General features: G+C 67.5%; 33 protein-coding genes. 1 reads left to right on the top strand and 32 read right to left on the bottom strand.

The window, feature by feature from the left end; all coding sequences use genetic code 11:
- The first annotated feature begins 9 nt into the window (after positions 1 to 9).
- Positions 10 to 969 carry a DUF389 domain-containing protein gene (locus tag DEJ51_RS20015; protein ID WP_150258791.1) on the top strand — a complete coding sequence of 320 codons (960 nt, stop codon included), beginning with the start codon at positions 10 to 12 and terminating at the stop codon, positions 967 to 969.
- Between the two features lie 92 nt (positions 970 to 1,061).
- On the opposite strand, the gene glmM is transcribed toward DEJ51_RS20015, so the two are convergent.
- The 32 genes from glmM to rplB all read right to left on the bottom strand — a co-directional run bounded on the left by glmM (position 1,062) and on the right by rplB (position 22,007).
- Positions 1,062 to 2,420 (bottom strand): phosphoglucosamine mutase, encoded by a 1,359-nt coding sequence (gene glmM / locus DEJ51_RS20010; RefSeq protein WP_150258790.1) that lies wholly within the window; start codon positions 2,418 to 2,420, stop codon positions 1,062 to 1,064.
- A gap of 135 nt (positions 2,421 to 2,555) precedes the next feature.
- Entirely contained in the window at positions 2,556 to 3,077 is a 522-nt protein-coding gene (gene rpsI / locus DEJ51_RS20005; RefSeq protein ID WP_150258789.1) for a 30S ribosomal protein S9, read from the bottom strand.
- A 42-nt stretch (positions 3,078 to 3,119) separates the two neighbouring features.
- Complete coding sequence (rplM, locus tag DEJ51_RS20000; protein ID WP_150258788.1) at positions 3,120 to 3,563, bottom strand: 50S ribosomal protein L13; 444 nt, start codon at positions 3,561 to 3,563, stop codon at positions 3,120 to 3,122.
- A 231-nt stretch (positions 3,564 to 3,794) separates the two neighbouring features.
- Positions 3,795 to 5,117 (bottom strand): glycosyltransferase family 87 protein, encoded by a 1,323-nt coding sequence (locus tag DEJ51_RS19995; RefSeq protein ID WP_223835889.1) that lies wholly within the window; start codon positions 5,115 to 5,117, stop codon positions 3,795 to 3,797.
- Between the two features lie 48 nt (positions 5,118 to 5,165).
- Positions 5,166 to 6,794 (bottom strand): ABC-F family ATP-binding cassette domain-containing protein, encoded by a 1,629-nt coding sequence (locus tag DEJ51_RS19990; protein ID WP_150258787.1) that lies wholly within the window; start codon positions 6,792 to 6,794, stop codon positions 5,166 to 5,168.
- Between the two features lie 56 nt (positions 6,795 to 6,850).
- Positions 6,851 to 7,702 (bottom strand): tRNA pseudouridine(38-40) synthase TruA, encoded by an 852-nt coding sequence (truA, locus tag DEJ51_RS19985; RefSeq protein WP_150258786.1) that lies wholly within the window; start codon positions 7,700 to 7,702, stop codon positions 6,851 to 6,853.
- A 99-nt stretch (positions 7,703 to 7,801) separates the two neighbouring features.
- Positions 7,802 to 8,263, bottom strand: coding sequence for a 50S ribosomal protein L17 (gene rplQ, locus DEJ51_RS19980; RefSeq protein WP_030154710.1), 462 nt, complete (start codon positions 8,261 to 8,263; stop codon positions 7,802 to 7,804).
- A 140-nt stretch (positions 8,264 to 8,403) separates the two neighbouring features.
- The gene (locus DEJ51_RS19975) at positions 8,404 to 9,426 is read right to left on the bottom strand and encodes a DNA-directed RNA polymerase subunit alpha (protein WP_007265920.1); all 1,023 of its coding nucleotides are present in this window, start codon (positions 9,424 to 9,426) and stop codon (positions 8,404 to 8,406) included.
- Between the two features lie 151 nt (positions 9,427 to 9,577).
- Positions 9,578 to 9,982, bottom strand: coding sequence for a 30S ribosomal protein S11 (rpsK, locus tag DEJ51_RS19970; protein WP_003956432.1), 405 nt, complete (start codon positions 9,980 to 9,982; stop codon positions 9,578 to 9,580).
- Between the two features lie 54 nt (positions 9,983 to 10,036).
- The gene (gene rpsM / locus DEJ51_RS19965) at positions 10,037 to 10,417 is read right to left on the bottom strand and encodes a 30S ribosomal protein S13 (protein ID WP_007265919.1); all 381 of its coding nucleotides are present in this window, start codon (positions 10,415 to 10,417) and stop codon (positions 10,037 to 10,039) included.
- A gap of 201 nt (positions 10,418 to 10,618) precedes the next feature.
- Positions 10,619 to 10,732 (bottom strand): 50S ribosomal protein L36, encoded by a 114-nt coding sequence (gene rpmJ, locus DEJ51_RS19960; RefSeq protein WP_003956441.1) that lies wholly within the window; start codon positions 10,730 to 10,732, stop codon positions 10,619 to 10,621.
- Between the two features lie 73 nt (positions 10,733 to 10,805).
- Positions 10,806 to 11,027, bottom strand: coding sequence for a translation initiation factor IF-1 (gene infA / locus DEJ51_RS19955; RefSeq protein WP_003956442.1), 222 nt, complete (start codon positions 11,025 to 11,027; stop codon positions 10,806 to 10,808).
- Between the two features lie 138 nt (positions 11,028 to 11,165).
- A complete protein-coding gene (gene map / locus DEJ51_RS19950; protein ID WP_150258785.1) occupies positions 11,166 to 12,017 on the bottom strand; it encodes a type I methionyl aminopeptidase in 852 nt (283 codons plus the stop codon).
- Positions 12,018 to 12,179: 162 nt separating this feature from the next.
- On the bottom strand, positions 12,180 to 12,827 hold the full coding sequence (locus DEJ51_RS19945) for an adenylate kinase (protein ID WP_150258784.1): 648 nt from the start codon (positions 12,825 to 12,827) through the stop codon (positions 12,180 to 12,182).
- Positions 12,827 to 14,140, bottom strand: a complete 1,314-nt coding sequence (gene secY / locus DEJ51_RS19940) for a preprotein translocase subunit SecY (RefSeq protein ID WP_030008474.1) — start codon at positions 14,138 to 14,140, stop codon at positions 12,827 to 12,829. The genes DEJ51_RS19945 and secY overlap by 1 nt, the downstream gene beginning before the upstream one ends.
- Positions 14,141 to 14,327: 187 nt before the next feature.
- Complete coding sequence (rplO, locus tag DEJ51_RS19935; RefSeq protein ID WP_030008473.1) at positions 14,328 to 14,783, bottom strand: 50S ribosomal protein L15; 456 nt, start codon at positions 14,781 to 14,783, stop codon at positions 14,328 to 14,330.
- Positions 14,784 to 14,785: 2 nt separating this feature from the next.
- Positions 14,786 to 14,968 carry a 50S ribosomal protein L30 gene (rpmD, locus tag DEJ51_RS19930; RefSeq protein WP_005313525.1) on the bottom strand — a complete coding sequence of 61 codons (183 nt, stop codon included), beginning with the start codon at positions 14,966 to 14,968 and terminating at the stop codon, positions 14,786 to 14,788.
- Positions 14,968 to 15,570 carry a 30S ribosomal protein S5 gene (rpsE, locus tag DEJ51_RS19925; RefSeq protein ID WP_030388857.1) on the bottom strand — a complete coding sequence of 201 codons (603 nt, stop codon included), beginning with the start codon at positions 15,568 to 15,570 and terminating at the stop codon, positions 14,968 to 14,970. Before rpsE ends, rpmD begins: the two co-directional genes overlap by 1 nt.
- Before the next feature lie 45 nt (positions 15,571 to 15,615).
- A complete protein-coding gene (gene rplR, locus DEJ51_RS19920; RefSeq protein WP_030008471.1) occupies positions 15,616 to 15,999 on the bottom strand; it encodes a 50S ribosomal protein L18 in 384 nt (127 codons plus the stop codon).
- A 2-nt stretch (positions 16,000 to 16,001) separates the two neighbouring features.
- A complete protein-coding gene (gene rplF, locus DEJ51_RS19915) occupies positions 16,002 to 16,541 on the bottom strand; it encodes a 50S ribosomal protein L6 (RefSeq protein WP_150258783.1) in 540 nt (179 codons plus the stop codon).
- A 20-nt stretch (positions 16,542 to 16,561) separates the two neighbouring features.
- Positions 16,562 to 16,960 carry a 30S ribosomal protein S8 gene (gene rpsH / locus DEJ51_RS19910; RefSeq protein ID WP_007265911.1) on the bottom strand — a complete coding sequence of 133 codons (399 nt, stop codon included), beginning with the start codon at positions 16,958 to 16,960 and terminating at the stop codon, positions 16,562 to 16,564.
- Positions 16,961 to 17,182: 222 nt separating this feature from the next.
- Positions 17,183 to 17,368, bottom strand: coding sequence for a type Z 30S ribosomal protein S14 (locus DEJ51_RS19900; protein WP_003956452.1), 186 nt, complete (start codon positions 17,366 to 17,368; stop codon positions 17,183 to 17,185).
- 5 nt (positions 17,369 to 17,373) lie between these two features.
- Positions 17,374 to 17,925 (bottom strand): 50S ribosomal protein L5, encoded by a 552-nt coding sequence (rplE, locus tag DEJ51_RS19895; protein WP_030008469.1) that lies wholly within the window; start codon positions 17,923 to 17,925, stop codon positions 17,374 to 17,376.
- The gene (gene rplX / locus DEJ51_RS19890; protein ID WP_150258782.1) at positions 17,925 to 18,236 is read right to left on the bottom strand and encodes a 50S ribosomal protein L24; all 312 of its coding nucleotides are present in this window, start codon (positions 18,234 to 18,236) and stop codon (positions 17,925 to 17,927) included. Before rplX ends, rplE begins: the two co-directional genes overlap by 1 nt.
- A gap of 2 nt (positions 18,237 to 18,238) precedes the next feature.
- Positions 18,239 to 18,607: a 50S ribosomal protein L14 gene (rplN, locus tag DEJ51_RS19885; protein ID WP_008739701.1), complete on the bottom strand. Its 369-nt coding sequence runs from the start codon at positions 18,605 to 18,607 to the stop codon at positions 18,239 to 18,241.
- A gap of 106 nt (positions 18,608 to 18,713) precedes the next feature.
- The gene (rpsQ, locus tag DEJ51_RS19880; protein WP_030008467.1) at positions 18,714 to 18,995 is read right to left on the bottom strand and encodes a 30S ribosomal protein S17; all 282 of its coding nucleotides are present in this window, start codon (positions 18,993 to 18,995) and stop codon (positions 18,714 to 18,716) included.
- Positions 18,995 to 19,219 carry a 50S ribosomal protein L29 gene (gene rpmC, locus DEJ51_RS19875; protein ID WP_150258781.1) on the bottom strand — a complete coding sequence of 75 codons (225 nt, stop codon included), beginning with the start codon at positions 19,217 to 19,219 and terminating at the stop codon, positions 18,995 to 18,997. The genes rpsQ and rpmC overlap by 1 nt, the downstream gene beginning before the upstream one ends.
- Positions 19,219 to 19,638, bottom strand: a complete 420-nt coding sequence (gene rplP, locus DEJ51_RS19870) for a 50S ribosomal protein L16 (RefSeq protein ID WP_150258780.1) — start codon at positions 19,636 to 19,638, stop codon at positions 19,219 to 19,221. Before rplP ends, rpmC begins: the two co-directional genes overlap by 1 nt.
- A 5-nt stretch (positions 19,639 to 19,643) precedes the next feature.
- Positions 19,644 to 20,486 (bottom strand): 30S ribosomal protein S3, encoded by an 843-nt coding sequence (gene rpsC / locus DEJ51_RS19865; RefSeq protein WP_008739710.1) that lies wholly within the window; start codon positions 20,484 to 20,486, stop codon positions 19,644 to 19,646.
- On the bottom strand, positions 20,486 to 20,833 hold the full coding sequence (gene rplV, locus DEJ51_RS19860; protein ID WP_007265904.1) for a 50S ribosomal protein L22: 348 nt from the start codon (positions 20,831 to 20,833) through the stop codon (positions 20,486 to 20,488). The genes rpsC and rplV overlap by 1 nt, the downstream gene beginning before the upstream one ends.
- Before the next feature lie 43 nt (positions 20,834 to 20,876).
- Positions 20,877 to 21,158 (bottom strand): 30S ribosomal protein S19, encoded by a 282-nt coding sequence (gene rpsS, locus DEJ51_RS19855; protein WP_008739713.1) that lies wholly within the window; start codon positions 21,156 to 21,158, stop codon positions 20,877 to 20,879.
- 12 nt (positions 21,159 to 21,170) lie between these two features.
- The gene (rplB, locus tag DEJ51_RS19850) at positions 21,171 to 22,007 is read right to left on the bottom strand and encodes a 50S ribosomal protein L2 (protein WP_008739715.1); all 837 of its coding nucleotides are present in this window, start codon (positions 22,005 to 22,007) and stop codon (positions 21,171 to 21,173) included.
- Positions 22,008 to 22,040: the final 33 nt, after the last annotated feature.

Here is a 22,040-nt window from a genome sequence, read left to right as displayed (position 1 = left end):
GGTGCGCACATGCTGCATCTGAGGCTGATCGTCCCGCCCGGGCGGACGGAGGCCGTGGTCGGGCTCATCGGATCGACCGTGGGCACGACCCACCTGGCGGTGCTGCCCGGCGCCGCCCTGGACCCGCGGGGCGACCTGGTGATGTGCGACGTCGCCCGCGAGGCCGGGGACCAGCTGCTGCACGGGCTCCGGGAGCTGCGCATCGACCGGGACGGCTCGATCGCGGTGGAGAACATCGACCTGTCCCTCTCGGAGCGCGCCGACGCGGCCGAGGAGGAGGCGCCCGGCGAGCCCGCGGACGCGGTGATCTGGGAGCAGCTGGCCGAGGCCACCCACGAGGAGTCCACCCTCACCATCACCTACGCCGCGTTCATGATCGTCGCGACGATGATCGCGGCCTGCGGTGTGGTGCTCGACAACGCGATCCTGATCGTGGGCGCCATGGCCGTCGGCCCGGAGTTCGGACCGCTGGCGGGGGTGTGCACCGGTGTGGTGCAGCGCAGGCCGCGGCTGGCCTGGCGGTCGCTGACGGCCCTGCTGATCGGTTTCGGCGCGGCGATCGCGGCGACGACCGTGTTCAGCCTGGTGATGGATGCCCTCGGCCTGTTCGAGGCGAGCATGCTGGAGGACCCGCGGCCGAACACGGCCTTCATCTGGAACCCGGACCCGCTCTCACTGGTGGTGGCGGTGCTCGCGGGGGTGGTCGGGATGCTGTCGCTGACCTCGGCGAAGTCCGGGGCGCTGGTGGGCGTGGCGATCTCGGTGACGACCGTCCCCGCGGGCGCGAACGCCGCGGTGGCCCTCAGCTACGGGGACTTCGCCCAGATGTGGGGCTCGATGGAGCAGCTCCTGCTGAACCTGGGCGGGATCATGGTCGCCGGAACGCTGACGCTCTACGGGTGGAAGCTGCTGTGGTCCACCCAGCGGGGCCGCTGGAGGCGTCCCGCGCCGCCCGCGTCCCGGTCCTGAGCGGGGCGCGGTACGGCGTACGGGCCCCCGGAAACGGGGGAACCGGATGCGTGCCGGGCCCGCGGGCCCGGCACGACCGGGAAGGAGACGGCCTAGCCGAGTGCGGACTTCACGACGTCCGCGAGGCGGCCGGCGATCGAGCGGGCCTGCTCGATGTCGGCGGCCTCGACCATCACCCGTACGAGCGGCTCCGTACCGGACGGGCGGAGCAGCACCCGCCCGGTGGTGCCCAGCTCGCGCTCGGCGTCGGTGACCGCCGCGGCCAGCTCGGCGGAGGTGGTGACGCGGGACTTGTCCACGTCGGGAACGTTGACGAGGACCTGCGGCAGCCGCTGCATGACGCCCGCCAGCTCGGCCAGGGACTTGCCGGTGGCCGCGACGCGCGCCGCCAGCAGCAGGCCGGTCAGGGTGCCGTCGCCGGTCGTCGCGTGGTCGAGGATGATCACGTGGCCGGACTGCTCGCCACCGAGCGCGTAGCCGTGCTCCTTCATCGACTCCAGGACGTACCGGTCGCCGACCCCGGTCTGCACGACCTGGATGCCCTCGGCCTCCATGGCCAGCTTGAAGCCCAGGTTCGACATCACGGTGCCGACCACGGTGTTCTCGCGGAGCTGGCCGGCCTCGCGCATGGCCAGGGCCAGCACGGCGAGGATCTGGTCGCCGTCGACCTCCTCGCCGGAGCCGTCCACGGCCAGGCAGCGGTCGGCGTCGCCGTCGTGCGCGATGCCGAAGTCGGCGCCGTGCTCGACCACGGCCGCCTTGAGCAGGCCGAGGTGGGTGGAGCCGCAGCCGTCGTTGATGTTGAGGCCGTCCGGCTCGGCGCCGATCGTGACGATCTCCGCGCCGGCCCGGGTGAAGGCCTCGGGCGAGACGTACGCGGCCGCGCCGTGGGCCTCGTCGAGGACGACCTTGAGGCCGTCGAGGCGGTTCGGGAGGACGCCGATGAGGTGGGCGACGTAGCGGTCGAAGCCCTCGGTGTAGTCGGAGACGCGGCCGACGCCGGAGCCGGTGGGCCGGTCCCAGGGAGCGCCGGTGCGGTGCTGCTCGTAGGTCGACTCGATGCGGTCCTCCAGCTCGTCGGCGAGCTTGTGGCCGCCGCGCGCGAAGAACTTGATGCCGTTGTCGGGCATGGCGTTGTGGCTGGCGGAGAGCATCACGCCGAGGTCGGCGCCCAGCGCACCGGTGAGATACGCCACCGCCGGGGTGGGCAGCACACCGACGCGCAGGACGTCCACGCCCGCGCTCGCGAGGCCCGCCACGACCGCGGCCTCCAGGAATTCACCGGAGGCGCGGGGGTCCCGGCCCACCACGGCGGTCGCCCGGTGGCCCTCAAAGGTCCCCGCCTCGGCGAGAACGTGGGCAGCCGCCACGGAGAGGCCGAGCGCGAGCTCCGCCGTCAGATCCGCGTTGGCAACGCCGCGTACACCGTCCGTCCCGAAGAGTCGTCCCACTGTTGTCCTCCCGAGTTTGCGCTTCGCGTATGACCGCTTGTGACAGGTATTTGCCGCTTGTGGCGGTAAACGAACCGCCCCGGCAGCACAGAGAGTGCTGCCGGGGCGGTTTCGTTGCAGAACAGCAGGCGCAGATTAACGCTTGCTGTACTGCGGAGCCTTACGGGCCTTCTTGAGACCGGCCTTCTTGCGCTCGACCGCACGGTCGTCGCGGGAGAGGAAGCCGGCCTTCTTCAGCGCCGGGCGGTTGTTGTCCACGTCCGCCTCGTTCAGCGCACGGGCCACGCCGAGGCGCAGGGCGCCGGCCTGACCGGAGACGCCGCCACCCGAGATGCGGGCGATGACGTCGTAGCGGCCGTCAAGCTCCAGGAGCTTGAAGGGCTCGTTGACTTCCTGCTGGTGCACCTTGTTGGGGAAGTAGTCCTCAAGGGTGCGACCGTTGATCTTCCACTTGCCGGTGCCCGGAACGATCCGGACGCGGGCGATGGCGTTCTTGCGACGGCCCAGGCCGGCGGCCGGCTGGGGGTCGCCGAAGCGGCCGGCAAGGGACTCGGAGGTGTAGTCGCCCTCGACGACGACCTCAGACTCGCTGGTGTACTCCTCGACGTTGCCCTCGAACTCGTCGACGGGGGTCGTCTCGGCGGTGGTCTCGGCCACGATGCTCCTCAGAATTTTCTACGTCTTAGGGGGTGGCCGGAACTACTGCGCGACCTGGGTGATCTCGAACGGCACCGGCTGCTGGGCAGCGTGGGGGTGCTGGTCGCCCGAGTAGACCTTCAGCTTCGAGAGCATCTGACGGCCCAGGGTGTTCTTGGGGAGCATGCCCTTGATGGCCTTCTCGACGGCCTTCTCCGGGTTGTTCGCCAGGAGGTCGTCGTAGCGCACCGAACGGAGACCGCCCGGGTAGCCGGAGTGGCGGTACGCCATCTTCTGCGACGCCTTGTTGCCGGACAGGTGGACCTTGTCGGCGTTGACGATGATGACGAAGTCGCCCATGTCCATGTGGGGGGCGTAGGTCGGCTTGTGCTTGCCCTTAAGGAGGGCAGCGGCCTGGGTCGCCAGACGGCCGAGGACAACGTCCTGGGCGTCGATGACGAGCCACTGGCGCGAGATGTCGCCGGGCTTGGGGCTGAACGTACGCACGCGTATGCCTTCGCTTCTTCGGTGGTGGTATCCCAAGGGCGCAAGCCCCACGGGAAGGTCCTGACAGGGTCACCACGGACGATCACGACAGCCCTCAATCACAACGGGGACGCAACCCGTGTGAACTGCTGGTCATCGGTCCGGTGGACCGGCGCAAGGCCCTTTCACGTGAGAATGAGAAAGCCAATACGCATAACAAACCAGCAGGATACCCAAGCAGACCCGTACGGGTCAAAACGCGGTCCGCGATGCCGATTCTGCTGGCGTCGCGGCGCACTCCGGTTCGGTCCTGGATGGGGACCCCGCAGTTGTTACGGGCTCCAGAATAACCCGACCCGAGCGCAGTGCACGACGCGCCAGCACGATCACGAGCCCGCACAGGGTGGCGCAGTCCTTGAACGCCCGCCGCTTGGCCTCCAGCTCGGACGGCCAGGGAACGCCCGCCACCTGAGGTCCCAGAACCGCCCAGAACCAGGGCGAACGCGCCGCCGCGTCCGGCCGTACCACCGAGACGACCAGCAGCGGCAGGACCACCAGCAGGTAGTGGTCGAAGGACGGCCGCGACACCAGGAATGCGGCGAGCATCACCATGCAGGCCGTCTCCACCAGGCGCAGCTCGCCCCCGTCGGTGTCCTCCCGCCGCCACCGCACCCAGGCCGCCCACAGGCCCGCCCCGGCCCCCGCGAAGGCCACCAGCACCGCCAGCGGCACCGGCACCCCCAGCCGCGGCAGCACGGCGATCGGCGAGGCGTCCCACGGCAGCGCGTACGAGTCCTGCCCCTGGAGCAGGAAGGGCAGGGTCTTGGTGAAGAACAGCGACGGACTCGGCATCACCAGCGCACCGGCCAGCGAGAACCCCAGCGGCACCAGCACGGCCGCGGCCAGTCCCCGCCACCGCCGGGCGACCAGGAAGAGCAGCCCGAGGGGTACGAGCATCGGCTTGCACGCGATCGCGAGCCCCACCACCAGCCCGGCCGACCCCCACCGGTGCCGCAGCGCGAGCAGCAGCGCCACCGGCAGGGCGGCCGCCGAGATGGCGGTCCAGTTGCCGATCAGCACGAGGTTCACGTACGGCTTGCAGGCGAGGGCGAAGACCGCGAAGCCGCCGACCGCGAAGCGCGAGCGCAGCGGCACCGCGAATATCCGCAGCGCGGCCAGCCAGCCGATGCCGAGCATCCCCGACATCCCGAGCGGCAGCAGCCACCGCAGCACCTCGCGCGGCAGCAGGGCCTCGGGAACCGCCATGATCACGGCACTGGGCAGGTAGAGGAAGCGCTTGTCCTCGTACGGGGACCCGCCCGCCAGCAGCGTCTCCGCGGCCTTGACCACGAACGCGTTGTCGGAGCCCCAGTTCGCCCGCAGGCTCGTGGAGACGGCGATCCCGAGGAGTACCGCGAGGGAGAGCACCTGCCAGGACCGGGCGGCCGGCTGCAGCAGCCAGTCGATCAGCCTGTTCCCGGTCCCCCCGCCTCCGGTGCCCCCGTCCCCGGCATCCCGGTTCCTGACGCCCTGGTTCTCCCACTTCAACAGCCAGATGCTAGGCCGCAGCCCCACGACGCCTGCCCCTCACTCGACCGAGGGGGTGACGGTGACGGTCTCCCCCTAGCGCTTGCGTTCGACTCTACGTTCGTCCCAGACGGGTTCCTGAGTCTCCCGCACAACACCGTCCGAACCGAAGACCAGGTAACGGTCAAATGTGCGCGCGAACCAGCGGTCGTGCGTGACGCACAGCACAGTGCCGTCGTACGCCTCCAGTCCGTCCTGCAGGGCTTCCGCCGACTCCAGGTCCAGGTTGTCCGTCGGCTCGTCCAGCAGCAGCGCCGTGGTGCCCGCGAGCTCCAGCAGCAGGATCTGGAAACGAGCCTGCTGACCGCCCGAGAGCTTCTCGAAGGGCTGGTCGCCCTGGCGCTCCAGCTCGTACCGGCGCAGGGCGCCCATCGCCTGGCCCAGGGGCTTGGCCGCCTCCGTCCACAGGATGTCGACGAGGGTCCGTCCGAAGAGCTCCGGGTGGGCGTGGGTCTGCGCGAAGTGGCCGGGAACCACCCGCGCGCCCAGCTTCCACGTGCCCGTGTGCTTGACGTCCTCGCCCGCCAGCAGGCGCAGGAAGTGCGACTTGCCCGAGCCGTTCGAGCCGAGGACCGCGACCCGCTCCCCGTAGAAGACCTCCAGGGAGAAGGGCTTCATCAGGCCGGTCAGCTCCAGGTTCTCCACGGTCAGGGCGCGCACGCCCGTGCGCCCGCCCTTGAGCCGCATCTTGATGTCCTGCTCGCGCGGCGGCTCCGGCGGCGGGCCGGCGTCCTCGAACTTCTTGAAGCGGGTCTGCATCGCGTGGTAGCGCGAGGCCATGTCGGGGCTGATCGCGGCCTGGTTGCGCAGCCGCAGCACCAGCGCCTTCAGCCGTGCGTGCTCCTCGTCCCAGCGCCGCTTGAGCTCCTCGAAGCGCGCGAAGCGCTCCTTGCGGGCGTCGTGGTACGTGGCGAAGCCCGCGCCGTGCACCCAGACGTCGGAGCCGGTCGGGCTCGCCTCCAGGCTGATGATCTTCTCGGCGGCCTGGGTCAGCAGCTCCCGGTCGTGGGAGACGAAGAGCACCGTCTTGCGGGTGGCCTTCAGCTGCTCCTCCAGCCAGCGCTTGCCGGGGACGTCCAGGTAGTTGTCCGGCTCGTCGAGCAGCAGCACCTCGTCGGGCCCGCGCAGCAGCGCCTCCAGCACGAGCCGCTTCTGCTCACCGCCCGACAGGGTGCGCACCTCGCGGAACTGCGCGGAGTCGTACGGAATCGCCAGCGCGGCCATGGTGCAGACGTCCCACAGCGTCTCCGCCTCGTACCCCTGGACGTCCGCCCAGTCGCTCAGCGCCTGCGCGTAGGCCATCTGGGCGGCCTCGTCGTCCACGGTCAGGATCAGCTGCTCGGCGCGGTCCACGGCCTTCGCGGCCTCCCGGATGCGCGGCTGGGACACCGAGACCAGCAGGTCCCGTACGGTCGTCTCGTCCCGCACCGAGCCCACGAACTGCGACATCACGCCGAGGCCGCCGGAGACGGTGATCCCGCCGCCGTGCGGCTTGAGCTCTCCGGAGATCATCTTCAGCAGGGTGGTCTTGCCGGCCCCGTTCGCCCCGACGAGCGCGACGACCGACCCCTCCCCCACGCGGAAGGAGACGTCAGGGAGCAGCACCCGCCCGTCGGGAAGGTAGTACTCCAGGTGGCTGGCTTCGAGATGTCCCATGCCGGGCATTGTCCAGGTCCGGCGCCCATCCGCCCAAACGGATTAGCCGGCCGCCGAGGCGGCGGTCAGCAGCAGCCGGCGCCCGGCAGGGTCCGCATGTTCCGTGCTTCCTTGCTGCGGGCGGCCAGCAGCTCGTCCGCCGGGTAGCCGACCTCCTCCAGGGTCAGGCCGTGCGGCTTGACCACGTGCACCGAGGAGTCCCGTACGGCGGCCGCCAGCACCTTTCCGGGCCAGTCGGTGGGCCGGTGCCCGTCGCCCACGTGCAGCAGGGCTCCCACGAGCGAGCGGACCATGTTGTGGCAGAAGGCGTCGGCGCGGACGGTCGCGGTGACGATCCCGTCCTCGGCGCGCTCCCAGCTGAGCTGCTGGAGGGTGCGGATGGTCGTGGCACCCTCGCGCTTCTTGCAGTACGCGGCGAAGTCGTGCTCGCCGAGCAGCGGGGCGGCGGCCTCGTTCATGGCGTCCACGTCGAGCGGCCACTGGTGCCAGAGCACGTGCCCGCGGCGCAGCGGGTCGACGCCGCCCTGGTGGTCGCCGACGCGGTAGGCGTAGCGGCGCCAGATGGCCGAGAACCGCGCGTTGAAGCCTTCGGGGGCCTCGGCGACCTTCCAGACCCGTACGTCGTGCGGCAGCCGGCCCGCGAGGCGGCGCAGCAGCTTGTCGTGGTGTTCGGCCCACGCCTCCTCGGCGAGGTCGAACTGGGCGACCTGGCCGCGGGCGTGCACGCCCGCGTCGGTCCGTCCGGCCACGGTCAGCTCGACCGGGTCCGGCAGCCGCATCACGGTCTGCAGGGCGCTCTCCAGCTCTCCCTGGACGGTCCGCAGCACGCGCTGCTTCGCCCAGCCGGAGAAGTCCTTGCCGTCGTAGCTCAGGTCCAGCCGCACCCGGACGTGCCCGGGCTCCACCTCGTCACTCACGTGACCGATCCTCTCAGAAGCACCCATATGCAGAACGGGCCCGCCCCGGGAAGGGGCGGGCCCGTTCAGAGCCGTTCAAGCAAGCGTGATCCCGGGGGATCAGGCCTCCTTGGTCTCCTCGGCGGGGGTCTCGACAGCCTCCGCCTCCTTGACCGCGCGCTTGGTGGCGGCCTCGGCCTCACCGGTGGCCTGCTGGGCGACCGTGAGGGCCTCGACCAGCTCGATCACGGCCATCGGGGCGTTGTCGCCACGACGGTTGCCGATCTTGGTGATGCGCGTGTAACCACCGGGGCGGTTCTCGTAGCGCGGGGCGATCTCGGTGAACAGCGTGTGCACGATGCTCTTGTCCGTGATCGTCTGCAGCACCAGGCGACGGTTGTGGATGTCGCCCTTCTTGGCCTTGGTGACCAGACGCTCGGCGTAGGGACGCAGGCGGCGGGCCTTGGCCTCGGTGGTGGTGATGCGGCCGTGCTCGAAGAGCGCCTTCGCGAGGTTCGCGAGGAGGTGCTTCTCGTGCGCGGCGCTGCCGCCCAGACGGGCACCCTTTGCGGGACGCGGCATGGTGTTACTCCTTCATATCTGCACCGGCCGTGTCAGGTACCGGTGTCAGTTCCCCCGAGGCGGATGCCGCGGGAAAGTCTTCAGTTCAGACCCGGCCGGCGATCCGGGCCAAAGGCCCCGACCGCCGGCTGCGGGGTGAATCAGTACTGCTCGGTCTCGACGAAACCGGCGTCCGCGTCGTCGTCGGCGCCGAAGGCGTCGGCGGCGGCGGTCGGGTCGAATCCGGGCGGGCTGTCCTTGAGGGCCAGGCCCATGCCGGCGAGCTTCGCCTTGACCTCGTCGATCGACTTCGCACCGAAGTTGCGGATGTCGAGCAGGTCGGCCTCGGAGCGGGCGACGAGCTCACCCACGGAGTGGATGCCCTCGCGCTTGAGGCAGTTGTACGAGCGGACCGTGAGCTCCAGCTCCTCGATCGGCAGCGCCAGGTCGGCGGCCAGGGCCGCGTCCGTCGGCGAGGGGCCCATGTCGATGCCCTCGGCGTCGATGTTGAGCTCGCGCGCCAGACCGAACAGCTCGACCAGGGTCTTACCGGCGGACGCCATGGCGTCACGCGGGCGCATGGCCTGCTTGGTCTCGACGTCGACGATCAGCTTGTCGAAGTCGGTGCGCTGCTCGACTCGGGTCGCCTCGACCTTGTAGGTGACCTTGAGGACCGGGCTGTAGATGGAGTCGACCGGGATACGGCCGATCTCCTGGCCCAGCTGCTTGTTCTGGACGGCGGAGACGTAGCCGCGACCGCGCTCGACGGTCAGCTCCATCTCCAGCTTGCCCTTGCCGTTGAGCGTGGCGAGGACCAGGTCCGGGTTGTGCACCTCGACACCGGCCGGGGGCGCGATGTCGGCAGCGGTGACCAGGCCGGGACCCTGCTTGCGCAGGTACATCACGACCGGCTCGTCGTGCTCCGAGGAGACGACCAGCTGCTTGATGTTGAGGATGATGTCCGTGACGTCTTCCTTGACGCCCGGCACGGTGGTGAACTCGTGCAGGACGCCGTCCACGCGGATGCTGGTGACAGCGGCACCCGGGATGGAGGACAGGAGGGTACGGCGCAGGGAGTTGCCGAGGGTGTAGCCGAAGCCCGGCTCCAGCGGCTCGATCACGAACCGCGAGCGGTACTCGTCGACGACCTCTTCGGTCAGCGAAGGACGCTGAGCGATAAGCATGTCTGTGTTCCTTCATTCGTGGACGCCCACTATTTGACGCCCGACGGGATGCCGTACCAGGGGTACGGCTACTGCAAGGGTACGGGCGGTACGTCCCCCGAAGGGGTCGTACCGCCCGGACACTCAAGAACGCACAGGTGCGTCCGCTGCGTCAGACGCGGCGGCGCTTCGGCGGGCGGCAGCCGTTGTGCGGGGTGGGGGTGACGTCCTGGATCGAGCCGACCTCGAGGCCGGTGGCCTGGAGGGAGCGGATCGCGGTCTCACGGCCGGAGCCGGGACCCTTGACGAAGACGTCGACCTTGCGCATGCCGTGCTCCTGCGCGCGGCGGGCGGCCGACTCGGCGGCCATCTGCGCGGCGAAGGGGGTGGACTTGCGCGAGCCCTTGAAGCCGACGTGGCCGGCGGAGGCCCAGGAGATCACGTTGCCCGAGGGGTCGGTGATCGAAACGATGGTGTTGTTGAACGTGCTCTTGATGTGGGCGTGCCCGTGAGCGACGTTCTTCTTTTCCTTGCGGCGCACCTTCTTGGCAGCGCCCTGACGACCCTTGGGGGGCATCTAAATCTCCTACGGGAGGTGGTCGGTCCTACAGCGCAAGACCGCTGAACAGGACTACTTCTTGCCCGGCTTCTTCTTACCGGCGATCGCGCGACGCGGGCCCTTGCGGGTACGCGCGTTGGTGCTGGTGCGCTGACCGTGCACCGGGAGGCCGCGACGGTGGCGGATACCCTGGTAGCACTGGATCTCGATCTTGCGGCGGATGTCGCCCTGGATCTCGCGGCGGAGGTCACCCTCGGTACGGAGGTTGGCGTCCACGTACTCGCGGATCTTGACGAGGTCCTCTTCGGCCAGGTCACGAACGCGGGTGTTCGGGTTCACGCCGGTGGAGGCGAGGATCTCCTTGGACCGGGTGCGCCCGATACCGAAGACGTAGGTGAGTGCGATCTCCACGCGCTTTTCGCGCGGGATGTCAACACCGGAAACGCGTGCCATTCAATGGCTCCTGTGTGTTCGGGGGTCTTCAGCAGAACCGACCCCGACCGCCGACCACCCCGAAGTGGAGTGATGGTACGCCCGGGTCCCCGGCCCCCGCCGGAGGTACCGCCGGCCCCGTGAAGGGCTGGGCGGGTTCTGCGTATGTACGTTTTCTTACGTCGCGCGAAGAACTGCGGAAGGCAGGTCGGTCGGCGTGCGTCAGCCCTGGCGCTGCTTGTGGCGCAGGTTGTCGCAGATGACCATGACCCGGCCGTGACGGCGGATCACCTTGCACTTGTCGCAGATCTTCTTGACGCTCGGCTTGACCTTCATGTTGGTGAGGTTCTCCGGGTCAGTGCCACCACCCGCACCGGGACGGATGCCCAGGCAGGAGTGAGAGCAAGATCTACTTGTATCGGTAGACGATCCGGCCACGCGTCAGGTCGTACGGAGACAGCTCCACAACGACCCGGTCATCGGGGAGGATGCGGATGTAGTGCATGCGCATCTTGCCGCTGATGTGCGCGAGGACCTTGTGACCGTTCTGGAGTTCCACCTTGAACATGGCGTTCGGGAGGGACTCGATCACGGTGCCCTCGATTTCGATGGCACCTTGCTTCTTGGCCACGCTTCGCCTTTCGAATCGGCTACCTTGATCGGCTCCGTGCGCCATGCAGACATGGAAGTGCACGAGAGCCGACGAGTCAGTCTACGTCAGGGCACCCAGAAAGACGAATCCGGAAAGTTTGCCCCAGAGTCTAGATCATTAACCGAGGGGGTCCGGGGCCGTGGTGACTCCGTACTCCGCCAGCTTCGCCTTGCCGCAGTCCGGGCTGGTCAGGACGATGGGACCGGCCTCCGTCAGCGCGACGGAGTGCTCCCAGTGCGAGGACCAGGTGCCGTCGGTCGTGATGACCGTCCAGTCGTCCGAAAGGACCTCCGTCTGGGCGGTACCCAGCGAGACCATGGGCTCGATCGCCAGGCACAGGCCCGGCACCAGCTTGATCCCCTTGCCCCGCTTGCGCGAGACGTAGTTCAGCAGGTGGGGGTCCATGTGCATCTCGGTCCCGATGCCGTGGCCGCCGTAGTCCTCGATGATCCCGAACTTGCCGAGGCTGTGCTCACCCGTGGAGGGGCGGGGCTGGCGCTTGATGTACGTCTCGATCGCCTTGGAGATGTCCACGAGGCGGTTGCCGAGCTTCATCGCGGCGATGCCGGCCCACATGGACTCCTCGGTCACCCGGGAGAGCTCCAGGAGCTCGGGGGCGTGACCGGTGCCCACGAACGCGGTGTACGCGGCGTCGCCGTGCCAGCCGTCCACGATCGCACCCGCGTCGATCGAGATGATGTCGCCGTCCTTGAGGACGGTCTTGTCGTCCGGGATGCCGTGGACGACGACCTCGTTCACCGAGGTGCAGATGGTCGCGGGGAAGCCGCCGTAGCCGAGGAAGTTCGACTTGGCCCCGGCGTCCGCGATGACCTTGCGGGCCACCATGTCCAGATCCCGCGTCGTGGCGCCCGGCACGGCCGCCTCACGGGTCGCGGCGTGGATCGCCGCGACGACCAGCCCTGCCTCGCGCATCTTCGCGATCTGCTCGGGGGTCTTGATCTGGACCATGGGAAATGCCTGCCCTTCCGTGCGGCTGAACCGCCGCCGCTCTCGCGGAGGTGGTTGCTCTCCGCTGTGGTTCCTCAATTATTGGCCGAGGTCGCCGTCCTACGCCTCATGCAGACGGCCGCGGCGTCTCCAGGACACCGCGGCCGTAGGCACGAACGCGTACTACTTCTTGAGCGCGTCCATCGCGCGCCTGGTGACGTCCGCGACCTCACCGAGGGCGGGGATGGTCACCAGCAGGCCCTGGGCCTTGTAGTAGTCGATGATCGGCTCGGTCTGCGTGTGGTAGACCTCCAGCCGGTTGCGGACCGTGGCCTCGGAGTCGTCGCCGCGCTGGTAGAGCTCGCCACCGCAGGTGTCGCAGACGCCCTCGGCCTTGGCCGGGGCGTACGTCACGTGGAAGACGTGCGAGGAGTCGTTGCGGCAGATCCGCCGACCGGCGATCCGCTTGACGACCTCCTCCTCCTCGACCTCCAGGTCGAGGACGGCGTCGAGCTTCATGCCCTCGGCCTGGAGCATCACGTCGAGCGCCTCGGCCTGCGAGACGTTGCGCGGGAAACCGTCGAGCAGGAAGCCGTTCACGGCGTCCGGCTGTTCCATGCGGTCCTTCGCCATGCCGATGGTCACCTCGTCGGGAACCAGGTCGCCGGCGTCCATGTACGCCTTCGCCTGCTTGCCCAGCTCGGTGCCCTGGCTGATGTTGGCCCGGAACAGGTCACCCGTGGAGATGTGCGGAATCGACAGGTTCTTGGCAAGGAACGCAGCCTGCGTTCCCTTGCCCGCACCGGGCGGTCCAACGAGGACGATTCGCATCAGCGGAGGAACCCTTCGTAATTACGCTGCTGGAGCTGGCTCTCGATCTGCTTCACGGTTTCCAGACCCACACCCACGATGATCAGGATGCTCGTCCCGCCGAACGGGAAGTTCTGGTTCGCTCCGAAGCCGGCCAACGCCATCGTCGGCACAAGAGCGATGAGACCCAGGTACAGCGACCCCGGCCAGGTGATCCGGTTGAGTACGTAGCTGAGGTACTCGGCGGTGGGCCGACCGGCGCGGATGCCCGGGATGAACCCACCATACTTCTTCATGTTGTCTGCAACTTCCTCGGGGTTGAACGAGATCGCCACGTAGAAGAACGCGAAGAAGACGATCAGGAGGAAGTAGGCGGCGATGTAGTACGGGTGGTCGCCCTTGACGAAGTGCTTCTGGATCCAGGTGGCCCAGCCCGCCTGGGACCCGCTGAACTGCACGACCAGCGCCGGGATGTACAGCAGCGACGAGGCGAAGATGACGGGGATGATGCCCGCCTGGTTCACCTTGAGCGGGATGTAGGTCGAGGTGCCGCCGTACGCACGGCGACCGATCATGCGCTTCGCGTACTGGACCGGGATCCGGCGCTGCGCCTGCTCGACGAAGACCACCAGGCACACCATCGCGAGGCCGACCAGGATGACCACGCCGAACTCGACCCAGCCGTCCGCGATCTTGCCCTGGAGCTTGATCTGCCAGAGGGCGCCGATGAAGCCGGCCGCGATCGAGATGAACATGAGGATCGACATGCCGTTGCCGATGCCGCGGTCGGTGATGAGCTCACCGAGCCACATGACGACGCAGGTACCGGCGGTCATGGTGACCACCATGACGACCGTCGTGAAGATCGAGCGGTCGGGAACGATCTCGCTGGCGGCCTGGCAGCCCTGGAACAGGGCACCGGTGCGGGCCGTGGCGACGAGGCCCGTACCCTGCAGGATCGCGAGCGCGACCGTCAGATAGCGCGTGTACTGGGTGATCTTCGCCGTGCCGGACTGGCCCTCTTTCTTGAGGGTCTCCAGCTTCGGGATGACCACGGTCAGCAGCTGCAGAATGATGCTCGCCGTGATGTAGGGCATGATGCCGAGCGCGAAGATCGTGATCTGCAGCAGCGCGCCGCCGCTGAACATGTTGACCAGGCCGAACAGCCCATTGCTGCTGCCTGCCTGCTCGACACAGATCTGAACGTTCTTGTAGCTCACGCCGGGTACCGGAACATGGGACCCGAGCCGGAACAGCACGATGATGCCGAGCGTGAAGAGCAGCTTCTTGCGCAGGTCGGGCGTCTTGAACGCCCGGGCGAACGCGGTGAGCACGGTGCCTCCTGCGACCCCCGCGCTACTGCGTCAGAGGTGACGGTCTGAGGGATCGACGAATACGACAAAGCAAAGGTGCACGCCACCTTACCGGCGAGTGTGCCTTCCGTGGAACGACCGACCGGGGATGCCCCATATGTGAGGCATCCCCGGTCGGGTTTCGAGCTATTCAGCCACTGAAATCGTCTTAGACGAGCTCGGTGACGGTGCCGCCGGCAGCGGCAATCTTCTCCTTGGCGGAGGCGGAGACGGCGTCAACCGAAACCTGCAGCGCCACGGAGATCTCGCCCTGGCCCAGGACCTTGACGAGGCTGTTCTTGCGAACCGCGCCCTTGGCGACCAGGTCGGCCACCGTGACTTCTCCACCCTCGGGGTAGAGGGCGCCGAGCTTGTCCAGGTTGACAACCTGGAACTCGGTGCGGAACGGGTTCTTGAAGCCCTTGAGCTTCGGCAGGCGCATGTGGAGGGGCATCTGCCCACCCTCGAAGCGCTGCGGGATCTGGTAACGGGCCTTCTGGCCCTTCGTACCACGACCGGCCGTCTTACCCTTCGACGCCTCACCACGACCGACACGGGTCTTCGCGGTCTTGGCGCCGGGGGCGGGACGGAGGTTGTGGGCCTTCAGCGGGCTGTTCTCAGCCATGATTAGTCAACCTCCTCAACCGTCACGAGGTGGCGGACGGTGTGAACCATTCCGCGGAACTCGGGGCGGTCCTCCTTGACGACGACGTCGTTCAGGCGCTTGAGCCCGAGCGAACGCAGCGTGTCGCGGTGGTTCTGCTTGCTGCCGATGTACGACTTCGTCTGCGTGATCTTGAGGCGAGCCATTACGCACCCGCCCCGGCACGTGCACGAAGCAGAGCCGCGGGGGCGACGTCCTCGAGGGGCAGACCACGGCGAGCCGCGATCTCCTCGGGACGCTGCAGGCCCTGGAGGGCCGCCACGGTCGCGTGCACGATGTTGATCGCGTTGTCGGAGCCCAGGGACTTCGACAGGATGTCGTGAACGCCGGCGCACTCCAGAACGGCGCGCACCGGGCCACCGGCGATAACACCGGTACCGGGGGAAGCAGGCTTCAGCAGGACGACGCCCGCAGCCTTCTCGCCCTGGATCGGGTGAGGGATGGTGCCCTGGATGCGCGGAACCTTGAAGAAGTTCTTCTTGGCTTCCTCGACACCCTTGGCGATGGCCGCGGGAACTTCCTTGGCCTTGCCGTAACCGACACCTACCGTGCCGTCACCGTCGCCCACCACGACCAGCGCGGTGAAGCTGAAGCGGCGACCACCCTTGACAACCTTGGCGACGCGGTTGATCGCGACAACGCGCTCAACGTAAGCGGTCTTCTCGGCGGCAGGGCCACCGTCGCGACCCTTCCGGTCCCGCCGCTCGCCGCCACCGGCACCGCTTCCGCGGCGCTGGGGTCCAGCCATTGGATTACCTCTCTCTGTTACGTCCGTGAGTCCCGGAACCGGGGCTTAGAACTTCAGCCCGGCTTCGCGGGCGGCGTCAGCCAGAGCGGCAATGCGCCCGGCGTATCGGTTGCCACCGCGGTCGAACACGACGGTCTCGACACCCGCAGCCTTGGCACGCTCGGCGACGAGCGCGCCGACAGCCTGGGCCTGCGAGCTCTTGTCGCCTTCGCCACCGCGGATCGAAGCGTCCAGGGTCGACGCCGACGCCAGGGTGTGGCCCTGGAGGTCGTCGATGACCTGAGCAACGATGTTGCGGTTCGAACGCGTCACGACGAGGCGCGGACGCTCCGCCGTACCCGAGACGTTCTTGCGGATGCGGATGTGGCGGCGAGCCTTGGCAGCGCGCTTGTACGCGTCGCCCTTGGCGATCTTCACACCGTATGCCATGGCTACTTACCAGCCTTTCCGACCTTGCGGCGGATGACCTCGCCGGCGTACTTGACACCCTTGGCCTTGTACGGGTCGGGCTTCCGCAGCTTGCGGATGTTGGCGGCGACCTCGCCGACCTTCTGCTTGTCGATGCCCTCGACCGTGAACTTGGTCGGCGACTCGACCTTGAAGGAGATGCCCTCGGGCGCCTCCACCAGGATCGGGTGGCTGTAACCCAGCTGGAACTCCAGGTTGGAGCCCTTCGCCAGGACACGGTAACCGACACCGCTGATCTCGAGAGCCTTGACGTATCCCGTGGTCACACCGGTGATCATGTTCGCCACCAGCGTGCGGGACAGGCCGTGCAGGGCCTTGTTCTGACGCTCGTCGTTCGGACGGGTGACGTTCAGAACGCCGTCCTCGCCCTTGGCGACGGCGATGGGAGCCTTAACGGTGTGGCTCAGGGAACCCTTGGGGCCCTTCACCGAGACCGTGCTGCCATCGATGGTGACGTCCACACCGGCGGGAACCTGGATGGGGAGCTTGCCGATTCGCGACATTGCTTTTCCTCCGTTCCCGACTACCAGACGTAGGCGAGGACTTCCCCACCTACGCCCTTCTTGCCTGCCTGCTGGCCGGTGAGCAGACCGTGCGACGTGGAGATGATCGCCACGCCCAGGCCGCCGAGCACCTTCGGCAGGTTGGTGGACTTCGCGTACACGCGCAGACCGGGCTTCGAGATCCGCTTGATGCCCGCGATGGAGCGCTCACGGTTCGGCCCGAACTTCAGCTCGAGGACGAGGTTCTTGCCGACCTCGGCGTCCTCGACCTTCCAGCCGGTGATGAAACCCTCCTGCTTGAGGATCTCTGCGATGTGCGACTTGATCTTGCTGTGCGGCATCACGACGGTGTCGTGGTACGCCGAGTTAGCGTTACGCAGACGGGTCAGCATGTCTGCGATCGGGTCAGTCATGGTCATGAAGTGGCCTTCGGCCTCTCTCGCCGGGGTTTCCTGTATGCGCCATCCCTCTCCCCACTCAGTGGCGGGACGGGTGCGGTGCGGGGACCTACGGCGTAGTAAGTCGATAGGGCGGCGGACGCCCAACCCCACAAGCCTACGGCATGCGGCGCTGGGCACCCACCGACCAGATGCTTACCGAGAGTCTCTGGAACTTCCCAAGTCCTTACGGACGGAAGGGAATTACCAGGAGCTCTTGGTCACGCCCGGCAGCTCGCCACGGTGAGCCATCTCACGAAGGCACACGCGGCACAGGCCGAACTTGCGGTACACGGAGTGGGGACGACCGCAGCGCTGGCAGCGGGTGTACGCACGCACACCGAACTTGGGCTTGCGGGCAGCCTTCGCGATGAGAGCCTTCTTCGCCATCTCGCTTACGCCTCCTTGAAGGGGAAGCCGAGGTGACGAAGGAGCGCGCGGCCCTCAGCGTCGTTGGTCGCCGTGGTGACCACGGTGATGTCCATACCCCGGGTACGGTCGATCTTGTCCTGGTCGATCTCGTGGAACATGACCTGCTCCGTGAGACCGAAGGTGTAGTTACCGCGGCCGTCGAACTGCTTCGGCGACAGACCACGGAAGTCACGGATACGCGGCAGCGCGAGCGACAGCGTACGGTCCAGGAACTCCCACATACGGTCACCACGGAGGGTGACGTGGCAGCCGATCGGCTGACCCTCGCGCAGCTTGAACTGCGCGATGGACTTGCGGGCCTTCGTGACGGCCGGCTTCTGACCGGTGATCGTCGTCAGGTCCTTGATGGCGCCGTCGATCAGCTTGGAGTCGCGGGCGGCGTCGCCCACACCCATGTTGACCACGATCTTCACGAGGCCGGGGATCTGCATGACGTTCTCGTAGGAGAACTCCTCACGCAGCTTGCCCGCGATGTCCTCGCGGTACTTCGTCTTGAGACGCGGAGTGGTAGCCATCAGATGTCCTCACCCGTCCGCTTGGCAACGCGGATCTTGTTGCCCTCGTCGTCGAAGCGGTAGCCGACGCGGGTGACGACCTTCTTGCCGTCCTTCTCCACAACCAGCTGAACGTTGCTGACGTGGACCGGGGCCTCGGTGATCACAATGCCACCGGCCTGGTTCTGCGCAGCCTTGGTGTGCTTCTTGACCCGGTTGACACCCTCGACCAGGACGCGGTTCTCGGCGGGGAAGGCGACGATGACCTTGCCCTGCTTGCCCTTGTCCTTACCGGTGATGACCTGAACCAGGTCGCCCTTCTTGATCTTCATGCTTACAGCACCTCCGGCGCGAGCGAGATGATCTTCATGAACTTCTTCTCGCGCAGCTCACGGCCCACCGGGCCGAAGATACGGGTGCCGCGAGGGTCGCCGTCGTTCTTCAGAATGACGGCGGCGTTCTCGTCGAAGCGGATGTACGAGCCGTCCTGGCGGCGACGCTCCTTGACGGTGCGAACGATGACCGCCTTGACGACGTCACCCTTCTTCACGTTGCCACCGGGGATCGCGTCCTTGACGGTGGCGACGATGACGTCACCGATGCCCGCGTAGCGGCGACCGGAACCACCGAGAACACGGATGCAAAGGATCTCCTTCGCACCAGTGTTGTCGGCGATACGCAGTCGCGACTCCTGCTGGATCACGTGTATCTCCTGTTTGTCTGCCGGTTCCCGGCGGGGGCTTCACTCCGGAGAGCGCAGCCCCCACCGAGCCTGGCGGAACGAATCCGGGGGAAACCCCCCGGACGAATTACTTGGCCTTCTCGAGGATCTCGACGATGCGCCAGCGCTTGCTCGCCGACAGCGGACGCGTCTCCATGATGAGGACGCGGTCGCCGACACCGGCAGCGTTCTGCTCGTCGTGAGCCTTGAGCTTGTTCGTACGGCGGATGACCTTGCCGTACAGGGCGTGCTTGACGCGGTCCTCGACGGCGACGACGACGGTCTTGTCCATCTTGTCGCTGACGACCAGACCCTCACGGGTCTTGCGGAAACCGCGCTCGGTCTTCTCAGTCACGTTGTTCTCGCTCATCAGGCGCTCTCCACCGTCTCGATACCGAGCTCACGCTCGTGCATCAGGGTGTAGATGCGAGCGATGTCCTTACGGACGGACTTGAGCCGGCCGTTGTTCTCCAGCTGACCCGTGGCCGCCTGGAAGCGGAGCTTGAACAGCTCCTCCTTGGCCTCGCGCAGCTTGCCAACGAGCTCTTCGTTGCCGAGCTCGCGCAGCTCGGACGCCTTGGTACCGGCCGCCATCACGACTCACCTGCCTCGCGCTTGACGATCCGGCACTTCATCGGCAGCTTGTGAGCCGCACGAGTGAGGGCCTCACGCGCAATCTTCTCGTTCGGGTAGGACAGCTCGAACATGACCCGACCCGGGTGCACGTTCGCGATCCACCACTCCGGCGAACCCTTACCGGAACCCATGCGGGTCTCGGCCGGCTTCTTCGTGAGCGGGCGGTCCGGGTAGATGTTGATCCAGACCTTGCCGCCACGCTTGATGTGGCGGGTCATGGCGATACGAGCGGACTCGATCTGGCGGTTCGTCACGTAGGCGGGGGTAAGCGCCTGGATGCCGTACTCGCCGAACGAGACCTCAGTACCGCCCTTGGCCATACCGCTGCGCTTCGGGTGGTGCTGCTTGCGGTGCTTGACCCTACGAGGGATCAGCATGACGGTCAGGCCTCCGTTCCGGTGCTCTCGGCCGGAGCGGCGGCGGGAGCGTCGGCCTTGGGGGCCTCGGCACCAGCAGCCTGCTGCGGCTTGCGGCCACCACGGCCGCCGCGCTCGCCACCACGGCCACCACGGCCGGCGGGACGGTCGCCAGCGCCCTGCGCGCCACGGGCCGGGCGGTTACCCGCACGGGCCGCAGCGTTCTCGGCGCGAACCTCGGCGATGTTCTTGACGTCGCCCTTGTAGATCCAGACCTTCACACCGATACGGCCGAAGGTGGTCTTGGCCTCGAAGAAGCCGTAGTCCACGTTCGCGCGCAGCGTGTGCAGCGGCACACGACCCTCGCGGTAGAACTCGGAGCGGGACATCTCGGCGCCGCCGAGACGGCCGCCACACTGGATCTTGATGCCCTTGGCGCCGGCCTTCATCGTGCCCTGCATGCTCTTACGCATGGCGCGACGGAAGGAGACGCGGGAGGAGAGCTGCTCGGCGACGGCCTGGGCCACCAGCTGAGCGTCGAGCTCCGGGTTCTTGACCTCGAGGATGTTCAGCTGGACCTGCTTGCCGGTCAGCTTCTCCAGGTCACCGCGGATGCGGTCCGCCTCGGCGCCGCGGCGGCCGATGACGATGCCAGGACGGGCGGTGTGGATGTCCACACGCACGCGGTCACGGGTGCGCTCGATCTCAACCTTCGAGATGCCGGCGCGCTCCATGCCGGACGTCATCATCCGACGGATGGCGACGTCTTCCTTGACGTAGTCCTTGTACAGCTTGTCGGCGTACCAACGCGACTTGAAGTCGGTGGTGATGCCGAGTCGGAACCCGTGCGGGTTTACCTTCTGGCCCATTACCGGGAACCTTCCTTGCTGCTGACGACCACGGTGATGTGGCTGGTCCGCTTGCGGATCCGGTAGGCACGGCCCTGGGCACGCGGACGGAACCGCTTCAGGGTCGGGCCCTCGTCCACGTACGCCTCGCTGATGACCAGCGTGGAGGCGTCCGGGTGGTTGTAGTTGTGTGCGGCGTTGGCGATGGCGCTGTCCAGCACCTTGCCAACCGGCACGCTCGCGGCCTGCGGGGCGAAACGCAGGACCGCCTGAGCCTCCGTGGCATCCATGCCACGGATAAGGTCCACCACGCGGCGGGCCTTCATGGGCGTGACGCGGATGTACCGCGCCTGGGCCCTGGCTTCCATGGTTGTCCCTTCGGTGTAAGTCATAGTCGTAACCACCCCGCCTTTAGCGGCGCTTCGACTTCCGGTCGTCCTTGACGTGGCCGCGGAAGGTGCGAGTCGGCGAGAACTCGCCGAGCTTGTGGCCGACCATCGACTCGGTGACGAACACCGGGACGTGGGTCTTGCCGTTGTGCACCGCGATGGTGTGACCCAGCATGCTGGGGATGATCATCGAGCGACGGGACCAGGTCTTGATGACGTTCTTGGTGCCGGCTTCGTTCTGGACGTCCACCTTCTTTACGAGGTGGTCGTCGACGAAGGGCCCCTTCTTGAGACTGCGCGGCATCTAAACCCGCTCCTAGCGCTTCTTGTTCGTCTTGCGGCGGCGGACGATGTACTTGCTCGAAGCCTTCTTCGGCGAGCGAGTACGACCCTCCTTCTGACCCCACGGGGAGACCGGGTGGCGACCACCACTGGTCTTGCCCTCACCACCACCGTGCGGGTGGTCAACCGGGTTCATCGCGACACCGCGGACGGACGGGCGAACGCCCTTCCAGCGCATGCGGCCGGCCTTGCCCCAGTTGATGTTCGACTGCTCGGCGTTGCCGACCTCGCCGACCGTGGCGCGGCAGCGCGCGTCGACGAGACGGATCTCACCGGACGGCATACGAAGGTGGGCCATGGTGCCCTCCTTCGCCAGCAGCTGCACGGAGGCACCCGCGGAACGGGCGAACTTGGCGCCACCACCGGGACGGAGCTCGATCGCGTGGATCGTGGTACCGACCGGGATGTTGCGGAGCGCGAGGTTGTTACCGGGCTTGATGTCGGCCGTGGGGCCGTTCTCAATCCGGTCGCCCTGCTTCAGAGCCTTCGGCGCGATGATGTAGCGCTTCTCGCCGTCCGCGTAGTGCAGGAGCGCGATGCGCGCGGTGCGGTTGGGGTCGTACTCGATGTGCGCGACCTTGGCCGGCACGCCGTCCTTGTCGTGACGACGGAAGTCGATCACGCGGTAGGCGCGCTTGTGTCCACCACCCTGGTGGCGAACGGTGATCCGACCGGTGTTGTTACGGCCGCCCTTGCTGTGCAGGGGGCGAACCAGCGACTTCTCCGGCGTGGACCGCGTGATCTCGACAAAGTCGGCGACGCTGGAGCCACGACGGCCCGGGGTCGTCGGCTTGTACTTGCGGATACCCATTTCTCAGTCCTCGTCCGATTCCGGACGACTAGA

The sequence above is a fragment of the Streptomyces venezuelae genome (assembly GCF_008642275.1).
Taxonomy (GTDB): domain Bacteria; phylum Actinomycetota; class Actinomycetes; order Streptomycetales; family Streptomycetaceae; genus Streptomyces; species Streptomyces venezuelae_E.
This window is presented reverse-complemented; position numbering and strand designations above follow the sequence as displayed.